Source organism: Mucilaginibacter sp. P4_A11 (genome assembly GCF_056402535.1).
Window position 1 is genome coordinate 385,889 of sequence record NZ_JBFUHE010000002.1, and the last position, 17,564, is coordinate 403,452.

The window sequence follows — 17,564 nt, forward strand, 5'->3', positions numbered from 1 at the left end:
TATGGTGTGTCCGGGAAACAAAGCGCTTATTTGCGGTAGGTTCTTTTTGCCTGCAACTAAAAAAAATGCATATCGCGGGCAAAAAAAAGAGGGAATAACGTTTGGTCATGAAATGAAATGCATTGATACAAGTAAAAGTTATTTTTAAGATGGGCTACCGGCCTTGCCTATACCCCGTCCTCTCCAAAATCTTCCATTACACCAAAATATTCTTCCCATTCCGGGTCTTCGATAACGGTGATATTAATGGGGAGTTCATCAAATTCGGATAAGGCATCGTTTAACCTGTCGCCTGCTTCCTCAATATCTGTGGTATACCAGGCCCACCACCGTTCATTTTCGCCAGTGAATACAAAGGCCAGTATGCTTTGATGATCATCTTCAAGCAGGTCCACCAAGGCATCTTCTACCTGTTCCATCAACAGCATTTCATCTGCCGGGGGCAGCAATGAGGGATCAAACGTTTCATAACTCCAGGTTACGTCCATCCGCTGCAGGTAAACACCACTCTCAAAAAAGTTCAATAAATTAGGCCGGTAACGGACCAGCAGGGGGATATCATCATCGGATACGGCTTCTACCGATACCCAGGTATCGTCTAAGATCATAGGTTTTATTTTACGCTGAAGTTATAAAAAATAGGGGAGAAAATTGTCTCCTAATGCCTGCAATTATTATCAAGATCTGTTATACACCAGGCTCACCATCTATCACCTTAGCCAATAACGACAAAAGCAAATATAGTTTGATGATCTTCTTCAAATATCCTGATCAAAACATCCATTACCGCAGTTGCATCGCTACAAACTCCAATTACACTCCAGTTTTTTGAATTATGTTATGCTTTGAAATTAATCGATCAAAAACCCGATTTTTGTTATAAAATCATTCGCTTTCCGGGCATTGCGTTATTGCCTTGTTTTAGTAAAACACCCAGGTATTAAAAATAGTTGCAGTACGTATACAAAATAAACTGTAATTTTATACATAATCTAAATCTGATGAAAAATAAAATATTACTGTGCAGTATCTGCGCGTTATTTTTTTTCTCCTGTAAAAAAGAAAAAAAGACTACACCGTCAGAAAAACTGTATCCTATCACATTTAATTTAACAGGATTTACGCAAACACAAATACCTATTGGAAAAGCAAAACCCGCATCACTCGCTACCCAGGCTGTTGATCCAATACCCGTAGCCCAGTTAAACTATATATTATATGACGAAACAGGTGCCAATATTATTAGCGCTAATCATAGGCACACCGGAGATACGGACTTCGGAACATTTACGGATCAGGTTGCGCCGGGGAAATATAACGCTGTGTTTTATGGAGGTTCTGATTTACTGCAAATGGGACATCTGTTGTATACAATATACGATGTTATTGCCTATAACAACCGCCCGGGAGCATCCAACGTTTTATCCCCATGGGATGATACCTTCTATAAAAAGGTCCCATTAACAGTTGGTAATTCCGGAGCCATTAACCAAACCGTTACGCTTGACAGAATAACAGCGAGATTAGACATCGTTATTAAAGATGCTATCCCTGCAGGGTCCACTAAATTTTATGTGTCATTCAAAGACACGTGTGCGGTAAAATTATTTGACGGCCAGGGTATTTACACAGGCGACGACGGCCTTCAAATAAATGTTACCACCCGAACGCTTAGCACGGCTGATATTGGCAAATTAAACTACACTATAACGATGTACACCCTTAATAACGCCCCGTTTGATTTAACCATAAAATATTTCGGCAGTAGTGCAACCGATCCTATTTTAATTAAAACAATAAAAAATGTTGTATGTAAAAGAAATTATAGAACTATACTATCCGGAACCTTATTTGATCCGGGTAATACTTCATTTGGCATTACGGTAGATCCCGTTTGGAACACTCCGGTAAACGGCAATTTTTAACAATTAACCTATTCCTATGAAAAAAATATTTATTTACTGTGCCCTGTTAAGCATCATTTTATCGGCCTGTAAAAAAGATAAAAAATCGCAGCCCGAAAGTGCAGACAAGCTTTATCCTGTTAGTTTTGATATTAGCAACTTCAACCAGGACATTGAACCTATAACACAAAACAACCTCAAAACAAATGACGTTGTAACTCCAGAGCAGGCCGGCGTTGTAAAGTTGATGTATAAACTATATGATTCAAACAACACGCTAAAGAAAACCAAAGTATTAAGAAAAGGCAACCCTTTATTTCCATCCATAAAAGACAGCCTAGCGGCAGGTAATTACACCGGTGTTTTTATTGGGATAAAAGATACTCTTGACTTTAAAGACATGGGAACGTATTTTCGGTACTATGAAATTTACCAACATCCAGGAAACGATACGCCAGGACAATATGTGTTTACTGAAACGTTTTACAAAAAAATAAATTTCACCGTTAGCTCAACCGGTATTCAACAGGATGTAACACTTGGACGTTTGAATGCCGAACTTCAAATTATTTTTAAAGACGCCATCCCTATCGGCACGACATATGCTAGTGTATCGATAACAGATTACACTGGTTTTTTATATTTTGACGGCACACCGGTAGGTGCCCAAATTAGTCATTCTGCTACTATATCGATACCTGCGAATAAAATCGGAACAACAAACTTTGCAACAAAACCGATAAGTTATATCTACAATACACTCAATCCTGTAACCGTCACCATAGAATCATCTTGGGGGGGTGGTATTTTGCAAAAAACCATTTCAGGGGTACAATTACAACGTAACACACGGACAATTTTAACCGGTAATGTATTTACAAGCAGCGTTAACAATGCTGGTTTTAACGTTACTTATCAGCCTTTAAATCCTAATGATCTCATTCAAGGCTTTTAATTAATATGTTTGTAATAACGCAAAATTCATTTACAGTAAAAGGTATTATGCGTTATTACAATACATTTTTTGACAACAGTGTTATAAAATTTATTCTACCTCAAACTCCTTTTTAAGTTTGATATCAACCGATGAACTACCTATCATCACTTGAAACTTACCGGGCTCTACAGTCCAGTTCATGTTTTTATCCAGCAGGGCCAGATCATCAGGGTGCAGGGTAAATTGTACTGTTTTCTTCTCTCCGGGATTTAGCGTAACGCGATCAAAGCCACGCAGGTCGTACTCGTAAGTGGTAACGCTGCTTACTTCATCTTTAAGGTAAAGCTGTACCACATCATCGCCTTTGCGCTGGCCGGTATTGGTTACATCAACACTTACCTGAACCAGGCCCTGGGAGTTTCCTTTTTGTGGCGATACCTGCAGGTTGCTGTATTCAAACGTAGTGTAGCTTAGCCCGTAGCCATAAGGGTACAAGGCGCCTTTAACACTCGTTTTGCCCCAGCTGTTTTGCCCACCCTGCTCGGCTTGAGATGAGGGTTTGAAAGGGAAGTTATATTCCAGTTGTCCTGTTGTTTTTGGGAACGTGATCGGCAGTCTGCCGCCCGGGTTGTTATCGCCAAACAAAGTTTCGGCAATTACCTGCCCGCTTTGTACACTCGGGAACCAGGCCTCTAATATGGCCGGCACATATTTATTTTCCCAGTTAATGGTTAGAGGCTGTCCATTGATCATCACCATTACTACAGGTTTCCCGGTAGCCTGTAAAGCCTGGATCAGCTTCAATTGCCTGCCCGGCAGGTTCAGGCCCGTACGCGATAAGCTTTCGCCTACGCGGTCAACATCCTCACCTACTACGGCAATTACAATATCCGACTGTTTAGCCTGCGCCACAGCCGAATCTATACCGGCCTGCTCCTGCGCAGTTAGTGGTGTTTCGATAATCTCGCTCTCCGGCCAGGTGGCATCAATCATATCGCAGCCTTTTGCATAGCTAACTTTGGCATCGCCGCCAACATAATTTTTAATGCCATCAAACACGGTAGTAACCGGGTTGTGCGATGGACCGTACCTGCTCACAGCATAGTTGGTTTCCTTAGCCAGCGGACCGGTTACCAGGATATTTGGATATTTCTTTTTATCCAGCGGTAACAGATTATTGGCATTTTTAAGCAGCACCATCGATTCGCGGTTCATTTTCAGGCTCATCGTCTTATCTGCATCGGTATGTACTATTTTATCTGCAGCTTTAGGATCTTTAACGTACGGACTGTCAAATAAACCCAGTCTGAATTTAACTTTCAATACTTCGCCAACACGGGTATTAATGATCTTCATTGAAATGCGGTTTTCTTTGATCAGCTCGCGCAATGGCATAATAAAAGTTTGCGGCATCGTAAAGTTAGTGCGCACGTTTAGACCTGCTTCAACAGCCTGCCTTACCGCTTCCTTATAATCGGCCGCTACGTGGTGTTTAGAATATAGAAATTCAACGGCCTCGCTATCACTCACTACATAGCCATCAAAGCCAAACTGCTGGCGTAAAAGCTGGGTTAAAAAGTAATAACTGCCTGTAATCGGCACGCCATCCCAATCATTATAGCTACTCATTACGCCCATAGGATGTGCCTCCTGAATCACCCTGCGAAACGGGTACAAATACACCTGGTACATCTCCCGCGGCGCTACATGCGGATCGGTACGCGCACTGCCGTCGCGGCCCCCTTTAGGCACACTATAAACAGCAAAGTGTTTAAGGGTTGAGGCTACACCTTCTTCCTGAATGCCCAGCACCATTTGCTTGCCCATTTCGGCAATATGGAAAGGATCTTCGCCATAACATTCAACTACACGGCCCCAGCGCTGATCGCGGGCAGGATCGAGTATCGGGGCATAAACGTTAGTATATCCCAAAGCTTTAGCTTCGCGGCCAACCGTTTTACCTGCCTCATAAACCAGTTCTTTATTAAAGGTACTGCCTATAGATATTGGCGCAGGCAATGGTGTAGCTCGGTCATGGTTAAGGCCGTGGATACCCTCATTGGTAAAATCAACGGGAATGCCCATACGTGTTTCCTCAACAAACCACTTTTGGATGGTATTAATAGCCGAGGCATGCTTGCTGAACGGATATGAATACTGCGTTGGCGCATCATCTGTATGGGAGGTAAGGTTATTCAGCTCCTCATCAATATTGGCTATCCCGTCTTTCCACACTTCGTTTTTCCAGTTAGGTACGGGCATTTCATCTTTTAACACACGTTTATATCCGTAAAGCGTAGCCATCTGGCAGGTCTTCTCTTCCACGGTCATCTGGCTCACCAAATCGGCCACTCGTTTATCAATAGTTTGCGATGGATCTTCAAACACATCCATTTTGCCGTTTTTATTAAAATCTATCCAGCCTTTATGGTAGATGTTCTTTTCCTGAGCCGATGCAGCCAGGCTGAAGCTAAGGGATAAAGCAGACGCCACAAATACCTGCGGCAGGTAGTACTTATTTCTCATGAAGTTTGTATTGGGGTTGGTATTTCAAATATATAGCTTTAGGCTTTACGTGTATGGTTGTTGCCGTGCCCGGGGCCGTATATTTTAACTATATCGTTTGAGTAGGTGCTGTTACACATGAAACGCGGTATCCACTCACCCCGACATCGCTTCGTTTGTCACTCCCCCTTTGCCGCGCAAAGAGGGGGCTTCATTTTTTTAACCTCTTTGCGCAGCAGAGAAGGGCACCGTGCGCAGCACCGGTGGTGTGAGTCAGCTCTGCGCCTCGCTTTTTTCTCAGCCGATCCACTTGCATTATTCACAAACTTTATACTACTTTTAAGCTTCCAATGAGTTTAAAGCAACCTGTCACCCTAATTTCACACGCACTTATCCAGGCAGGGATCTGCGTACCTTTCCTGATAATCACACTTATTATTTACGGCATTACCCGTGAGGGCAGCGAGATCGAAGCGGCAATCATGTATGGTTTATTTGCTATTCCGGGCTATGTAATTGCCTTTTGCAGTTACCTTATTTACAACATCATTGAAATTAGGCTAAAAAATACATGGAGCATACTCAAATATGCCGTTCCACTGTTTTTGCTGCCCGTTGGCTTGTTAACTATCGCAAGTTATAAAGAAAGTGACCGGCAGATATTTTTAATTATCATAGCCACCATTTTATTCATTGAGCCTGTTAAGATCATTTATCAGCAGGTATTGAAAACACTGTAGTGTATCCAGTTTGGTCGGTTAATACTTCAACTCCGTCCTGAAAAACTTAACAGCCAAACTATCCACCTGTAAATGAACGGCATGCCTGTTAACTGACGGATCATCGGTAAAATATATCGGCGCTTCTTTTTTAACGGCATCAATAGCTTCGCCAAGCATAACGTAATGGCCTACTTTGCCGGGTAGTTCTGTGTACTTCGATTTAGTAATCAACTGATGATAATGCCTTGCATTGGTTTTAACCGGGGCTATACTATCGCTTTGCGAACCTACAATGTATAAAGCACCTTTAATATCTGCTATCTGCTGCTTGCGGGTAAAACCGAAACCTAAGGCAGGTGATATAGAAAAGAATGCTTTGATGCGATTATCCTTTAAAGGCGGCACGTGTTTGGAACCGGCAATCAGTGTGCTATCATCCAATAATTTTACCAAACCCGGAAACTCGGGAATCTCCAGTTCTTTACGGCCCGTGGTTTTATAATAATTGCGGGCCTGCTCAAAATCAAGCTTTGCTCCGGAAAGAGCAATCATGGTGTAGCCGCCAAATGAAAAACCGGTTGCCCCTATCTTTTGCTGATCGATAAGCGGACCAACTTCCGGGTTATTTAGTAATGCAGTAAGGGCGAAGCTGATATCTAGCGGGCGCTCCCATGGCTTAATAAATTCAAGGGGGATCTTATACTCGTATGTATTGCCGTAATGATCAACCGCGGCTACTATACAACCGCTGTTTGCAAGGGCCTGGGCAAGCCACTCCAGGGTTAACCTGCCACCACCTGTACCATGCGAAAGCAGGATAAGCGGCAACTTATTTACCGGGAGTTTACCGTTGCGCACGGTTGGCTGCCTTAAAAAAGGCGAAAAGTGTTTATCAGATGCTTTTAATGTATCGGTGGTAGGATACCAGATTTCAGTAACCACCGGGCGGTTATTGCGGCTTTCATCCTTAAAATTGAAAGTGCGCTCGCCTAAGTCCTGGGCCAAAGTTGCCCCACCTGCCAGTAGTAATATAATAGCGATAAGTATTTGTTTGCACATGATATTTAGCGTTTATATCACAAAACAAGGCATTTAGCATTTCAAAAAGATTGACAATAGTCAATAAATCATTTTTTTGATTTGAGGCGGCTCAGGGTTTCCTGCGAAATGCCGAGATAGTCGGCAACTATTTTATTAGGTAAGCGTTTGATGATCTCGGGCTGGGTCTGCATCAGGATATTGTAGCGGGATTTTGAATCCATGGTGATAAGGCTTTCAATCCGCTGAATAGACGCGATATAATCAAGTTCGAGCCCGGTGCGGTACATGGTTTCAAAGCCTGGGATCTCCTTTAACAGCAAGTCGCGATCTGCATAGCTTAATACCAATAGTTCTGACGCTTCAGGGCTTTGAATAGACGCCACAGAAGGTTCTTTCAATATAAAACTCGGGAACGCCGTACCCATACGCCCTTCAAATATCAGGAACCGGGTCGACTCGTTGCCATTGTCGTCGGTCAGGAACACGCGCAGGCACCCTTTTACTACAAAATACAAATGCTTTGCAATACTGCCTTTTTCAACCAGTATCTCGTTGCGTTTGGTGAAGCGGGGCTTAAAACAACTATCTATTAATTGCTCATGCACTGGCGAGAGGATCAATTTCCCTTCAAGATGTTGTTTTAAAGCGGGGTGCATACATGCTTTTTTGCTTTTAGAAATATAGCTGCACCATTTTACGCCAGTAACGGGCCCGGTGTGCCTCTTCATGCCAAATATACAAGCTATTTTGGATGCCTTTGCTGGCCAGCACCGTGCTTAGATATTTATTATCCTCTAAAAAAGCATCTTCTTCGCCTACGGCCAGGATAATTTGAAGGCGCTTGATCTGGGCAATAATTTCGGGGCTGTGCAGGTCGTTTAAAAATTGGTTAGGCATGTTGAAGTATACATTTTCATCGCGGTAGCCATCAAGCAGGTCACGAAAATTCCCCATGGCCTGAGTAATATCATAGCGCCCGCTCATACCTACCACTTTAACAAATACCGATGGATGTTTAAACCCAATATTAACCGCGTGGTAAGCCCCCATACTACAGCCTGCCGAAATAATTGAGCCGGCGGCATTAAGTGTTTTCATCAACGGCACTACCTCCTGCAAAATGTATTGCTCATAATGCAGGTGCCTTTCCATACGGTGATAAGGATGGCTGTACTCGTTATAAAAGCTTTCGAGATCAATACTGTCAACACAATAAATTTGCAGGTGCCCGGCTTCAATTTTACTGCGCAAAGCTTCAATTACTTTCCAGTCTTCATAATCATAAAATCGGGCTGTTCGGGTGGGAAAAAATAAAACAGAGGCGCCCGCATGGCCAAAAACCAGCAATTCCATATTGCGCTGAAGCGACGGACTGAACCACTTATGGTACTCTCTTTTCATCTTTAAAACCGCTGAAAGATGACAAATGCGTGTAAACCCTATATTAAGCTAATTTGATACTTTGAAGCATTCGCTGTAAAACCGCATTTTTCCACAAAGTGTAACCGGAGCTGCTCAAATGCAAACCATCTTTATCATAATATTCTCGTATTGGTTTACCGGAAGCATCTATCATCTGATTAAATATATTGATGAACTGCCAGTTTTTATGGCGGTGAATTATTTCGTTTTCAATTAAGCTGTTAGTGTACCTGTATTTTTCAACAATAGGCCAGCGGGCAAGGCTTGGTTTAAGCGATATAAAATAACAGGGGATATCACCAAAAAGCCGCTCAACCTCAACAGTTAGCTGCTTAAAAAATATAAAAACCTCTTCGGGATTGCGGCCATCGCCAAGATCATTATCGCCCGCATAAACCACTATGGATTCGGGGTTATAAGAATGAAGAATGCGCTCAAAAAACCACACACAGGCAGCAAGTGTTGAGCCACCAAAGCCGAGGTTAACAGGCTGCATGTCATCAAAATCAGCATCAAGCGTATTCCATAAACGAATGGATGAGCTTCCATAAAAAATTACCCGCGGCACATAATTAAGCTTTGTTCGCTTAATCTCCAACTGCTTCACATCCTCTTCGTACCAGATCATATTCTATTTTATAGGGCCGTATTAATTTAAGCGCTAAAGATAATACAATAGCCCTAACTTAATGTAAAATGATAAAACAATGGTATTAAAATTGTAAAAATGGTTATTCTTCTGCAGCTTCCTCACCTTTGGTGCCCAGTTCAACAATATCGCCTTTTTTAAAAAGGATAGCTTGCAGGGTAGTACGCCAAACAGGTTTTTTGCGCAGTAAAAACTCAAGATCCATTCCAAAATGTTTAAACTCCTCCTGCTGGGCGTTTTGCATAATGGCTTTTGCCTGTTTATCTTTTTCAACCGAAATACGCTGCTCGTACCAGTTTATAGCCTCGGCTTCTTCGGTTAACGAAACTATCATCCGGGCAAAAGTGCGGGTTTCGTCTGATAATTCATTGGCCGGTTCGTGATATTGATCAAATGACATAATACTTTTTAAGGAGATAAGTATTATATAAATGCTTTTGTTTTAGTGCACAAGTATTTAGAATTGTTATTAAGCCACATGTTTCCTGATCTTGATAACAACCAGTTTTGATGTGGGTGTATTGCTTTGTTCAGCAACACTGTTAATAGGGATCAGCACATTGGCTTCGGGATAATAAGTAGCCGTATTCCCTTCAGGGATATTATAAGGCACAACCACAAACAGTCTTGCCGCCCGCTCTATATTTTCGTCATAATTAAACAGATCAACCTTTTCCTGCGCCTTAAAACCAGCTTTTTGCATGTCACTTTCGTTCATCAAAATTATCCGGCGCTCGTTGTGAATGCCCCGGTAGCGGTCGTTAAGGCCATATATGGTTGTATTGAACTGATCATGACTGCGGATGGTGGTCATATGGTATTCATCGTCTGCCAGTTCATGCTTAGGCAGCGGTGCGATATTGAAAGGCACTATACCGCCATTGGTTTCAGTGGTAAATTTACCCTCGCGGGCAGCGTTGGGCAAATAGAAACCACCGGGCAAACGGACCTTTTGATTATAGTCTTCAAAGCCCGGAATAACTTTGGCTATTACATCGCGCACGGCATCATAGCTTTTGGCGTATTTATCCCAATCAATCACCGAACGACTGCCTAAAGTAGCTTTTGCAAGATTACAGACAATTTGGTTCTCGTTCATAAAATGCTCAGACACCGGCTTCAGGATCCCTTTAGACATTTGGATAACCCCCATGGAATTTTCACAGCTAATGAACTGCTCTTCGCCATTTACAACGTCTTTATCGCTTCGGGATAGTGTTGGGAGTATCAAAGCCTCTTCACCATGAACCAAATGGCTGCGGTTTAATTTGGTGGATACATGAACCGACAGCTTAAGCTTGCGCATGGCCTGCGCGGTAAAAAGCGTATCCGGCGTAGCCGAAAGGAAATTACCGCCCATGGCAAAAAACACTTTAAGCTTGCCCTCGTCCATAGCTTTGATAGATTCAACAACATCATACCCATGGCCGCGTGGTGGCTCAAAACCGAAAACTTCTTTCAATTTATCCAGTTGCTTAGGTTTCGGTTTATCCCACACGATCATCGTGCGGTTGCCTTGCACATTGCTATGCCCGCGTACCGGGCATAAACCTGCCCCCGGCTTGCCGATAGCACCTTTGAGCATTGCCAGGTTCACAATTTCTTTCACGGCAGCTACCCCATTTTTGTGTTGAGTGATACCCATAGCCCAGCAAATGATAATGCGGCTTTTATGTTTAAGTAAATCTACAGCCTGCTCAATTTCATTTACTGTTAAACCGGCAGCTTGAGCCAGATCATCAACTTCATATTGTTTCAGGTTATCTAAAAAAGCGACATAACCCGAGGTATTCTTTTTGATAAATTCATGATCAAAAACACTACCCGGGTTTTCCAGCTCTGCTTTGTATAATAACTTTTCCATGGCTTTGAGCAATGCCATATCGCCATTTATTTTCACCTGCAGATACAGATCGGCCAGTTGGGTTTTGATGCCTAAAATGCCTTTCACTGTTTGCGGGTTTTTAAAACCCATCAACCCAGCCTCATGCAGTGGATTAACCGCGATAATCTTTGAGCCTTTCGCTTTGGCCTTTTCAAGCGCACTAAGCATGCGCGGATGATTGGTACCAGGGTTTTGCCCCATGATGATAATCACATCGGTATCGTAAAAATCCTCGAGTGTAACCGTGCCCTTGCCAATGCCAATAGCATCTGCAAGACCAACGCTGGTACTTTCATGGCACATATTTGAGCAATCGGGCATATTATTGGTGCCAAACTCACGCACAAATAGCTGGTACATAAATGAAGCCTCATTACTGGTACGGCCCGATGTATAAAATGCTGCCTCATCCGGCGACGCCAAAGCATTAAGCTCGTCAGCTATTTTTTCAAACGCGAAGTCCCAGCTTACAGGGGTATAATGTGTCGCCCCTTTGGCAAGATAAACCGGCTGAGCTATGCGTCCCTTCTTTCCTATTTCGTAATCATTAAGCCTGGCTAATTCAGCTACCGGATTTTCACCAAAGAACTCCCCGGTTAGTTTTTTAGTAGTGGCTTCCTCAGCAAGGGCCTTAGCACCATTCTCACAATATTCGGCAATGGGTGATCGGTCGTCATCAGGATCTGGCCAGGCACAGCCAGAACAATCAAAACCACCTTTCTTGTTCATTTTAAACAAGCCCTCCATCCCCCTTATCACACCGGTTTCCTTTAATATATCGGCCATAGCAACCGTAACGGCGGGAATGCCCGCTGCCCAGTCTTTCGGATGCGTTATTTTCAGGTCGAGCAGTTCTTGAGGGTTTTCGGCCGCCGGTTCCTGTCCTGGTTGCTTGCTCATATCTTTTTAGTAACTAAAGGATTGGGATAATTATCGCTCTGATCTTCGGCAACTTCGTCTAAACAGGTAAAGTCCTTTTCAACTAACAAATGCAAATTGCCGTGATTACCTTCGTAACCTACCTTGTCTTCATCGGCAAAGCCGGCTATCATTGTTTTGGGTGCATACAACGTTATAGCATTTTCTTTGTAAGTTGCTGAAAGCTGCTCATCATCCACCAGTTTCAAAGCATAGATAAGCTGCTGGCTGCCAAAATCAACCGTTTCCTGTACATAACCTTCTTCGGCCAGTTTTGCTACGTCGGTTTTAGTAAGCCTGTACCTTAATGAACTACCTTTTATCCTTATTTTCATTATATCAGATCAGTTTATGCTGATGGTGCAGTTGACACGGCCTCATCAGCAGGAATCATTACCCGGTGCGCTCCAGTATAAATATTAAAACGCTCATCCCGTAAAAACCCTATCAGTGTAATATTAAATTCGTTTGCCAGCTCTACAGCCAGGCTTGAAGGTGCACCTACCGCAGCTATCATACTGATGCCTGCCATAGCAGCTTTTTGAACAAGCTCAAAACTGGCCCGCCCACTCAGTACCAATACCGTTTGCTGCAATGGCAGCCAATTATACATCATGGCTGCACCTATCAGTTTATCTAAAGCGTTGTGCCTGCCTACATCTTCCCGCAGTAATAACAGCTCACCCAAGGGGGTAAACAACGCCGACGCATGCAGCCCTCCTGTATCATCAAATACACGCTGATGCCTGCGCAATATTTTTGGTAGTTGGTTAAGTACAATGCTGTGGATCATGTTGCCATCATCCAGGCCCGCAAAACTGCTTACTGTACGGATGGCGCTGATTGATCCCTTGCCACATACACCACAACTGCTGGTGGTATAAAAATTACGCTCAGTATTTTGAAGATGCGGTACAATATTCGGTTCGAGTATTACTAATATAGTATTCTCTTTGTTTTCGGCACAGGCTATAAAACTGTGTTCGGCCGATTTTATTTCATCTGCATTTTTGATAATGCCTTCGGTAAAAAGAAAACCGGTTGCCAGTTCGGCATCATGGCCGGGTGTGCGCATGGTTACTGAAATATTACGAACCTCTCTGTGATCAGCAAGGCTATATTCCAGCTTAATTTCCAGGGGTTCTTCAATAGCAATACTATCCTCTTCCCTTGCGCTTTGGTTAGCGTTAACTTTTACAATCGGGATGTGAATAACTGATGATGCAGACATACTCAAATATACAATTATGGCATGGGTTTGTTTATGCGAGTTCCCAAAGCCGACTATAGTTTACATTACTATCATAAACCTATGCAAATTTAAGCGTCTACGCTTGAACTTGCGGAAGAACTTGAACTTGCTAAGTTTCCGATTTGTTAAATTTAATCCTTTAATCGTTTTGTAAGCTAAATTGAATATTTTTGAGATATGAAGATCAATATACTGGCTTTTGGAGTGGCGAAGGAAATATTTGGAAGCAGCGAAGTTAGCCTGGAAATGACCAACGATGCTACTATCTCCAATTTGAAATACCTGCTTGAACAGCAATATCCGCGTTTAAAGCAGCTTTCATCATACATGCTGGCTGTTAACAATGAATACGCCCTGCCCGGTGATACCATTCACGAACGTGATGAGATAGCGATCATTCCGCCTGTAAGCGGGGGATAGATCAGTAGCGGTAAATCAGTTTGCAGTTTTTAGTGGGCAGTTGCAGTAGTCTTAATGTGACGTAAACCAATTTCCAATTTCATCAATATAAATAATCAACCTGACAAAATAATGGCTATCAGAAGCGCTACGGTTGCCGATCATACTGAGATATCAAACTTGCTTACACAATTGGGCTATCCCGGTACGGAGGATTTTTTACCGAAAAACCTTGAAAAGATGCTTGGACTGTCCTCATCGCAGGTTTTGGTTTATGAAGATGAAGGCGAGGTTGCCGGATTTATCGCTATAGATTTTTTAACTCAACTGGTAGTTAAGGGCGATTTTATCCGCATCAGCTGTTTTTCTGTTGATGAAAACACGCGTGGCAAAGGTATTGGTAAAGCCTTGGAGGATTATGTTACCGAACTTGGCAAAGAGCGCAATGCCGACCGGATAGAAGTGCATTGCCATACGCGCCGGGTTGACGCGCATCGTTTTTATTACAGACAAGGCTATTCCGAATCGCCTAAATACCTCATGAAATCATTATTGGATTAACATTGCTATGAACACTCAGATCCTCTTATCGGCCCAAACACTGGATATCCAATCGTGCATCGACTGGATCATGTCGCCCGAATCAGGGGGAATAGATGTGTTTATTGGCACCGTACGTAATGCTACCAAAGGCAAAAAAGTTTTAAGGCTCGATTTTGAGGCTTATGAGCCCATGGCCATCAACGAAATGAATAAAATTGCTGCGCAGGCCTTTGAACGCTGGCCGGTTCAAAAGATACTGATCCATCACCGCACAGGTTTGCTGCAAGTTGGTGAGGTACCTGTTGTTATCGCCGTATCTGCCGCTCACCGGGATGCTGCCTTTGATGCCTGCCGGTATATTATCGATACGCTTAAACAAACCGTTCCTATCTGGAAAAAAGAAAGTTTTGAAGATGGCGATGTTTGGGTAGCAGCACATCCTTAGGAAATGTTTAAAAACGAATAAGAAAAGCGTCATTGCGAGGTACGAAGCAATCCCCGATGAGCAGAGTCGCTCTGTATAGTTGGGGATTGCTTCGTACCTCGCAATGACGCTATTAAATATATCGTCTATTGACATTGTTTCACCAAGATCAACCTATCCAACCTTATATTCCTCTAATCCTCCTTCCAATGAAAACACATCGGCTTCCGGGATCATTTTGAGGATAAGTTTTACGGCTTCGTCGCTTCGCTTGCCTGACGAACAGTAAAGTACTTTGGTATTGGGACTGGTGAAGTAGGCCAGGTATTCTTCTACTTCATCCAACGGGATATGGGTACCTCCAATATCGTAAGCGTCTCGTTCCTGGAGAGTACGTACGTCAATAAGTTCGACAGTATCGTCCAAAAGGATCCGTTTTTTTAGCTCATCGGCATTGATGGTAGGAATTGTAATAGTTGTCTTTAACCGGCGGATGTGCGTTTTAGTAACAGGACCAATTTTAAAGATGCGGCTTTGCATGCTTTGTGCGTCAAAGATCAGTACTTTCCCGGCCAGCAACTCCCCTGTTTTGGTGATGTACTTAATTACTTCGTTGGCCTGCATGCAGCCGATGATACCCGCCAGTGTAGGGATCACCCCGCCCTCGGTACAGTTAGGGATCTGAGTGGCATCTACTTCAGGGAACAGATCACGGTAATTGGGTGAGTTAACTCCTTTTGCATTACTTACATTCCAAACTGCAACCTGCCCTTCAAACTGGTAAATAGCACCGTAAACGATTGGTTTACCGGTCAATACACAGGCATCATTAAGCAGGTAACGGGTTTCAAAATTATCTGTACCATCCAGTATAATATCGTAATTACTGAGAACATCCATCACGTTATCAGACGTTACTTTAGAGGTATGCGGCACAAGCTTAATCCCGGGGTTTTGTGACTGTAAACGCGCACAGGCCACCTCGGCTTTATTCTTGCCCTCATCAGCAGGTGTATATAATACCTGCCTATGGAGGTTACTTATCGATACCAGGTCAAAATCGGCAATGCCCAAAATGCCTACACCTGTTGATGTAAGGTATTGCGCGGCAGGACAACCCAATCCTCCGGCCCCTACTATCAGCACACGGGCTTGCCTCAGCAATTGCTGGGCTTCCTCGCCAAAACCAGGCAGTGCTATCTGGCAGTTATATCTTTGCAAATCCTCATTCATTAGTAGCAACTATTTTATGGTGGATCATTGATTTTACTTTCTCCAATTCTTCGGGCGTATTCACATTAGTCAGCGCCTCCTGCTGAGGGGCATTCAACAGTGTGATATCGCTATTGATCAAAACCTTGCGCGGGCATGAATACCCCTGCGCCAGGAACGATAACAGCACCGGATAACTTTTGGGTTCCCATATGGCTATCAAAGGCTCCGGAAAATCGGTTACCGGGCTGTGATAAGCCGTAGCTACCGATGAACTGTTTCTCCATGCCACTAAATTACGAAGTGTACTTTCATCCATCAAAGGCAAATCACAGGCAATTATCAGCCATGCTGCATCCGGCTGTTCCCGAAATGCCGAAAGAATAGCGCCGTAAGGGCCTAAACCGATAAATGTGTCTTCAATAACGGGATAACTCGAATCAATTTCCTGTTGCTGTCCAGGCCTACCGGAGATGTAAACCTCCCGGCAAAAGTTTTTAAGCAGATCGGCCATATAATAGCGCTGCTGCTTGCCATGCCAGTCAGCTGCTCCTTTATCAAACCCCATTCGGGTGCTTTTACCGCCGGCCAGTACCAATCCGTTTAAAACAGGTTTGGCCTGCTTTAAGGCAGCCTCAAAAAAAGCGACGATCTTTTCACGTTCATCTATCTTTAAAACAGGAATTTGTTGCCAGTGAGGGATCACCTCCTGTATAAAATCGGGGATCTCACTTGCATTATCGGCCAGCAGGAAAAGCTGAACATTATTAAGCTGATCTGTTCTTTTTTGCAGCGACGCTTTTTTGTTAACATCGATGATTACTACCTGCGCTTTGGCTTGCTGATGGTTACCATTAACCAATACCAGGTCGGCAGAGGAAAATTGCTGCAGGAGCTGGTAGGGATATACCGGGTTTTGATAGTTAAACTGCTGGTAGTTTACCTGATCGGTATATTCAAGCGATGCACCGCTTGGCAGCCTTCCGGGCAGCAAAGTAATATCATCATTATGCGATGTATCCACATAAGCACATTTATAAACCGGCGAAAGCGCCCTGATCACATCATCAGCTAATAATTTGATCACCGTACAGGGGCCACCTAAAATTGCCCATTCATTGCGACCAAAATTGCCTGTTGAAGGCCTTGTCAATTTAGCGTGTTTTTTATGCTTGCCTGATGGCTGGTTATGATCTTTTAAAGTCACGTTTACCTCCTGTTTTTGAGATCAGTTTGGTTTCTTTTATCACTATATCATGGCTCATGGCCTTGCACATATCATAAATAGTAAGCGCCGCTATCGAAGCCCCCACCAATGCTTCCATTTCCACACCTGTTTTCGCGGTAATGCTTGCGGTACAATCAACCTCTACCTCCTGCTGTTCATTTATGCGGATGGTAACATTACAGTTATCCAAACCCAGCGGGTGGCAAAGCGGGATCAGGTCGCCCGTTTTTTTAGCGGCCATGATACCGGCAATAATAGCCGTTTGAAAAACCGGGCCTTTTTTGCTTTGCAATTCATTCCCAGCTAAAAGTTCAAATACTTCTGCAGGCAAAGCAACCACGCTACGCGCGATAGCGGTACGGTGTGTAACCTGTTTTTCAGTTACATCAACCATATTCGGATCGCCTTGTTTGTTTATGTGGGTTAACATTTTGAACCTTGATTTACTTGATTGAAGGATTTAAGGATATTTGCTTGCACATTTATTTTTTATCAGGCTAATTCTATCAGGGCAATCCCGAAA

General features: G+C 43.3%; 20 protein-coding genes. 7 read left to right on the forward strand and 13 right to left on the reverse strand.

The features are described 5' to 3' along the window. Positions 1-167: 167 nt before the first annotated feature. Positions 168-608, reverse strand: coding sequence for a DUF695 domain-containing protein (locus tag AC1DUD_RS05505; RefSeq protein ID WP_477372403.1), 441 nt, complete (start codon positions 606-608; stop codon positions 168-170). A gap of 53 nt (positions 609-661) precedes the next feature. Here AC1DUD_RS05505 and AC1DUD_RS05510 point away from each other — a divergent pair, with 53 nt between their 5' ends. The 3 genes from AC1DUD_RS05510 (at position 662) to AC1DUD_RS05520 (ending at position 2,859) form a co-directional block, all read left to right on the forward strand. Beyond that, complete coding sequence (locus tag AC1DUD_RS05510) at positions 662-832, forward strand: hypothetical protein (protein ID WP_477372405.1); 171 nt, start codon at positions 662-664, stop codon at positions 830-832. Positions 833-1,001: 169 nt separating this feature from the next. Then, the gene (locus AC1DUD_RS05515; RefSeq protein ID WP_477372407.1) at positions 1,002-1,925 is read left to right on the forward strand and encodes a hypothetical protein; all 924 of its coding nucleotides are present in this window, start codon (positions 1,002-1,004) and stop codon (positions 1,923-1,925) included. Positions 1,926-1,941: 16 nt separating this feature from the next. Then, positions 1,942-2,859 (forward strand): hypothetical protein, encoded by a 918-nt coding sequence (locus AC1DUD_RS05520; protein WP_477372409.1) that lies wholly within the window; start codon positions 1,942-1,944, stop codon positions 2,857-2,859. 90 nt (positions 2,860-2,949) lie between these two features. On the opposite strand, the gene AC1DUD_RS05525 is transcribed toward AC1DUD_RS05520, so the two are convergent. Further along, the gene (locus AC1DUD_RS05525; protein ID WP_477372411.1) at positions 2,950-5,367 is read right to left on the reverse strand and encodes a glycoside hydrolase family 3 N-terminal domain-containing protein; all 2,418 of its coding nucleotides are present in this window, start codon (positions 5,365-5,367) and stop codon (positions 2,950-2,952) included. 329 nt (positions 5,368-5,696) lie between these two features. Here AC1DUD_RS05525 and AC1DUD_RS05530 point away from each other — a divergent pair, with 329 nt between their 5' ends. Further along, a complete protein-coding gene (locus tag AC1DUD_RS05530) occupies positions 5,697-6,086 on the forward strand; it encodes a hypothetical protein (protein ID WP_477372413.1) in 390 nt (129 codons plus the stop codon). 18 nt (positions 6,087-6,104) lie between these two features. Here the strand turns inward: AC1DUD_RS05530 and AC1DUD_RS05535 are convergent, their stop codons facing one another. From AC1DUD_RS05535 to fdhD, 8 genes are all read right to left on the reverse strand, one after another. Then, positions 6,105-7,127, reverse strand: coding sequence for an alpha/beta hydrolase family protein (locus tag AC1DUD_RS05535; RefSeq protein ID WP_477372415.1), 1,023 nt, complete (start codon positions 7,125-7,127; stop codon positions 6,105-6,107). A gap of 68 nt (positions 7,128-7,195) precedes the next feature. Continuing rightward, complete coding sequence (locus AC1DUD_RS05540) at positions 7,196-7,837, reverse strand: Crp/Fnr family transcriptional regulator (RefSeq protein WP_477372417.1); 642 nt, start codon at positions 7,835-7,837, stop codon at positions 7,196-7,198. After that, positions 7,782-8,510: an esterase family protein gene (locus AC1DUD_RS05545; protein ID WP_477372419.1), complete on the reverse strand. Its 729-nt coding sequence runs from the start codon at positions 8,508-8,510 to the stop codon at positions 7,782-7,784. The genes AC1DUD_RS05540 and AC1DUD_RS05545 overlap by 56 nt, the downstream gene beginning before the upstream one ends. 43 nt (positions 8,511-8,553) lie before the next feature. Next, positions 8,554-9,159, reverse strand: coding sequence for a GDSL-type esterase/lipase family protein (locus tag AC1DUD_RS05550; protein WP_477372421.1), 606 nt, complete (start codon positions 9,157-9,159; stop codon positions 8,554-8,556). A 103-nt stretch (positions 9,160-9,262) separates the two neighbouring features. Further along, positions 9,263-9,580 carry a ferritin family protein gene (locus AC1DUD_RS05555; RefSeq protein WP_091210719.1) on the reverse strand — a complete coding sequence of 106 codons (318 nt, stop codon included), beginning with the start codon at positions 9,578-9,580 and terminating at the stop codon, positions 9,263-9,265. 69 nt (positions 9,581-9,649) lie between these two features. Further along, a complete protein-coding gene (locus tag AC1DUD_RS05560) occupies positions 9,650-11,965 on the reverse strand; it encodes an FdhF/YdeP family oxidoreductase (protein ID WP_477372424.1) in 2,316 nt (771 codons plus the stop codon). Then, positions 11,962-12,318, reverse strand: coding sequence for a DUF7009 family protein (locus AC1DUD_RS05565; RefSeq protein ID WP_477372426.1), 357 nt, complete (start codon positions 12,316-12,318; stop codon positions 11,962-11,964). The genes AC1DUD_RS05560 and AC1DUD_RS05565 overlap by 4 nt, the downstream gene beginning before the upstream one ends. Before the next feature lie 14 nt (positions 12,319-12,332). Next, positions 12,333-13,214, reverse strand: a complete 882-nt coding sequence (fdhD, locus tag AC1DUD_RS05570; RefSeq protein ID WP_477372428.1) for a formate dehydrogenase accessory sulfurtransferase FdhD — start codon at positions 13,212-13,214, stop codon at positions 12,333-12,335. Between the two features lie 198 nt (positions 13,215-13,412). Here fdhD and AC1DUD_RS05575 point away from each other — a divergent pair, with 198 nt between their 5' ends. From AC1DUD_RS05575 to AC1DUD_RS05585, 3 genes are all read left to right on the forward strand, one after another. Further along, positions 13,413-13,655: a MoaD/ThiS family protein gene (locus AC1DUD_RS05575; protein ID WP_090526447.1), complete on the forward strand. Its 243-nt coding sequence runs from the start codon at positions 13,413-13,415 to the stop codon at positions 13,653-13,655. A 111-nt stretch (positions 13,656-13,766) separates the two neighbouring features. Further along, the gene (locus AC1DUD_RS05580) at positions 13,767-14,195 is read left to right on the forward strand and encodes a GNAT family N-acetyltransferase (protein ID WP_477372431.1); all 429 of its coding nucleotides are present in this window, start codon (positions 13,767-13,769) and stop codon (positions 14,193-14,195) included. A 7-nt stretch (positions 14,196-14,202) separates the two neighbouring features. Further along, positions 14,203-14,622 carry a molybdenum cofactor biosynthesis protein MoaE gene (locus tag AC1DUD_RS05585; RefSeq protein ID WP_477372433.1) on the forward strand — a complete coding sequence of 140 codons (420 nt, stop codon included), beginning with the start codon at positions 14,203-14,205 and terminating at the stop codon, positions 14,620-14,622. A 153-nt stretch (positions 14,623-14,775) separates the two neighbouring features. Here AC1DUD_RS05585 and AC1DUD_RS05590 read toward each other — a convergent pair whose 3' ends face one another. Genes AC1DUD_RS05590 through moaC form a run of 3 tightly spaced genes read right to left on the reverse strand, consistent with a single transcriptional unit; the run spans position 14,776 to position 17,471 of the window. Further along, entirely contained in the window at positions 14,776-15,834 is a 1,059-nt protein-coding gene (locus AC1DUD_RS05590; protein WP_477372435.1) for a ThiF family adenylyltransferase, read from the reverse strand. After that, positions 15,827-17,020 carry an NTP transferase domain-containing protein gene (locus AC1DUD_RS05595; RefSeq protein WP_477372437.1) on the reverse strand — a complete coding sequence of 398 codons (1,194 nt, stop codon included), beginning with the start codon at positions 17,018-17,020 and terminating at the stop codon, positions 15,827-15,829. The genes AC1DUD_RS05590 and AC1DUD_RS05595 overlap by 8 nt, the downstream gene beginning before the upstream one ends. Beyond that, entirely contained in the window at positions 17,001-17,471 is a 471-nt protein-coding gene (gene moaC / locus AC1DUD_RS05600; RefSeq protein ID WP_477372439.1) for a cyclic pyranopterin monophosphate synthase MoaC, read from the reverse strand. Before moaC ends, AC1DUD_RS05595 begins: the two co-directional genes overlap by 20 nt. Between the last annotated feature and the right edge of the window lie 93 nt (positions 17,472-17,564).